The sequence below is a fragment of the Nostoc sp. FACHB-888 genome, assembly GCF_014696655.1.
Classification (GTDB): Bacteria; Cyanobacteriota; Cyanobacteriia; order Cyanobacteriales; family Nostocaceae; genus Nostoc.
In genome coordinates, this window is the sequence record NZ_JACJQM010000370.1 from 1 (window position 1) to 2,427 (window position 2,427).

Below are 2,427 nucleotides of genomic sequence, written 5' to 3' on the forward strand. Positions count from 1 at the left end.
TGGCGTGGAGTATTTCATTACGGCAGTCAATTGAATAAATCCAGCACTCATGCTTCCATTGCATACCGCAGCAGTAGCCGAATGTTCTGGTGGTTCTCAGGTATACTCTTTCCAGTAAATTCACCTCAACAGGTGGAATTGTTCCACGCCAAGGTGGAGAGAGATACCAGCTTGTTTGAAGTGCGTTAATGTGGTCAATCATGCTCGTCTCCCTAATAGGTAATTAATCGCTTCAACATCAAGAGCGGCAATGCGTTTTTTAATTGATTGTGGTGGGTTGTCAAAAAACTGCTTAAGATGGCATTTCCGAATTTGATAATGTCTGGCAGAGCGTCTTGTAGCTTTGAGCCATCCTCTTTTTACCCATCTTGTAACAGTTGAGAAGTTTAACTGAAGAACTTGAGCAATTTCTTTACAAGAATAGTTATCAAGAGTGGGACGGGCTGAATAACCTAAGCTATTTAACTTCAGATAAATTGCAATTGGTGTGCGTTGATATCCTCGCCTTTTTAGGATTGAAGCTATTTGTTTGATTGTATAGACTTCGGCTTTCTCTTCAATGATTGCGAGTTCTTCATCAGTCCATTTTGTATACATTTGATTACCTCCTTCAATGAAGGGAATGTGTTTTAGGGAAAAGGGGAAAGGAATGAAGAAATTTACCTTTAACCTTTTTCTAGGCGAAGCCCAAGACTACGCCGTGGCTAACTCCGTTCTCTCCAACAGTCGTTGCAATTTATCGCCAGTTAGCTGTTCTAAGGGTTGCTCTAAAAAATATTCATCAAAAATGTATTTACTATCACAAGACACATCCACCATCGACAATGAGCGCACAGCATCATAGACCGAGTTAGAATACTGCTGCTGGACTGAATAACGCCTCTTCACCCACCAGTTACCGTCAGTGCATCCGACTTGCCCCAGTTTCACGCCGTTGTTGTTGTAAATGCCATCACCGAGAATTTCAAACCCGTAATTCTGGCACTCGTTGAAGATATGCGCCATGATTTGGTTTTCGGTCGTGAGGGGTGTTGCTTCTTTCTCCTGCACAGGTAATGAACCGTCTTTGTAGTGAGTGCAGATGAAGCGATCGCAACGCATTAAAGTATTGGCACGAAATATTTCTTTGTCGTTGACCATGACTACCCAGCGTTGGGTTAGGTGGTTGTCGTCGTAGCTAATGCTGGCTACCAGTTTGTCATCAGCGTAATATTCGTGATGGTCAAACGAGATTTCGACTATTCTAAGGGGTTCGGGAGCTACGGCTTGGGCTTGGTCAGCGATGTAGCTGTCGAGTTCGGCTTGGGCGAAGGCTTGGTTGTCGGGGGCAGCAGGGGCGAGTTTCTGAATCTTGCTGGCTTGATATTCCGCGATTGCAGTAATCCACGCATCCTTACAGCGTTTATCGCTTACTTCGACTGTGCAGGCTATTTCGCTGTAGATTTGCTTGAGACGGGCAATAGATTTCAGTTGCAGCTGTTGATAAGTGTAAACGGCGTGAGTCATAATTGGAAGGCTCTTTAAATTTAGGGCAAAAGAAGCGCTTCAGATTCGCAGTCAGGGGCGCTTCTCTTATGTATCTATTATCCGCTAGTTAACTGCGCTTGTCAACTGTGTTAACTAGCTGATATTCTATTGGTATTACTATTTGTTATGGATATGAAGGGGTTAAGAGAAAAAGCAGGGTTAAGAACAGTAGATGTGGCATCAAGGTTAGGAATTGCTGAGTCAACTGTCCGTAACTGGGATATTGGGCGGCACACTCCTAGGCTGCCAATTGAAGACATACCCAAATTTTTGGAAGTTTACCAATGCACTCTTGAAGAAGTTATTGAGGCTGCAAAGGAAAGCAAAAGGAAATTTGACGCTTCCCATAGCTAATGAGGCTTCAACCATTTGGCACTAATAATTAAGCATAAATACTCTATACAGCAGACACATTGGTTTCAAATTGTCGATAAAAAGCTATCTATCCCTAACCTAGAAAACGCTTCGTAAATTAAATCAGTGCTAGGGGTTGACCTTGATGTAAATCTGAAAATAATGAGAAGTAGGAAGCGAAGCCATGCAAAAGCCATTCTCTAAACGCAACAAACCTACTTCCACTGTTTCTGCTGGCTCAGAACCACCAGTTAGCAAAACACAGCAAGATATCTCTTCCCAGAATAATCAGGATGTGGTAATTCTGGACGTTCCTGCTGTTGAAGTTCCAGAATTAACTGAGCAGGAGATTCGCGATCGCCTGCACCTGGAGCGGAAGGTGGAACGGGCGTTTTTTGAGGCAGGTAAGGCACTCTCCGAATTGCGTGATCGCAGACTGTACCGTTGTGTGATTCGTTTCTGGTATGGAGCCGCTAGCAACTAGCGGGGTATAACTAGAGTACATTATGAAAGTCACTTTCATAATGTATAACTGTTCTTTTGATG

General features: G+C 43.4%; 4 protein-coding genes and 1 pseudogene. 2 read left to right on the forward strand and 3 right to left on the reverse strand.

Annotated features, from left to right (window positions below; translation table 11 throughout):
- From H6G26_RS40905 to H6G26_RS40915, 3 genes are all read right to left on the reverse strand, one after another.
- The coding region (locus H6G26_RS40905; RefSeq protein ID WP_190737779.1) for a DUF1392 family protein at positions 1–202 on the reverse strand (202 nt) is incomplete at its 3' end.
- Entirely contained in the window at positions 199–597 is a 399-nt protein-coding gene (locus tag H6G26_RS40910; RefSeq protein WP_242054394.1) for a hypothetical protein, read from the reverse strand. The genes H6G26_RS40910 and H6G26_RS40905, both read right to left, overlap by 4 nt.
- A gap of 96 nt (positions 598–693) precedes the next feature.
- Positions 694–1,506: a hypothetical protein gene (locus H6G26_RS40915; protein WP_190737781.1), complete on the reverse strand. Its 813-nt coding sequence runs from the start codon at positions 1,504–1,506 to the stop codon at positions 694–696.
- A 129-nt stretch (positions 1,507–1,635) separates the two neighbouring features.
- Between H6G26_RS40915 and H6G26_RS40920 the strand changes: the two genes are divergently transcribed.
- Together H6G26_RS40920 and H6G26_RS40925 are read left to right on the forward strand one after the other, a co-directional pair.
- Positions 1,636–1,881 (forward strand): helix-turn-helix transcriptional regulator, encoded by a 246-nt coding sequence (locus H6G26_RS40920; protein WP_242054395.1) that lies wholly within the window; start codon positions 1,636–1,638, stop codon positions 1,879–1,881.
- Between the two features lie 184 nt (positions 1,882–2,065).
- Positions 2,066–2,326, forward strand: a pseudogene (locus H6G26_RS40925) (hypothetical protein); the annotation flags it as partial.
- Between the last annotated feature and the right edge of the window lie 101 nt (positions 2,327–2,427).

Bases quoted from the DNA above. Each gene is read 5' to 3' on its own strand.
- H6G26_RS40910 (WP_242054394.1), bottom strand. From the start codon at position 597: ATGTATACAAAATGGACTGATGAAGAACTCGCAATCATTGAAGAGAAA.
- H6G26_RS40915 (WP_190737781.1), bottom strand. From the start codon at position 1,506: ATGACTCACGCCGTTTACACTTATCAACAGCTGCAACTGAAATCTATT.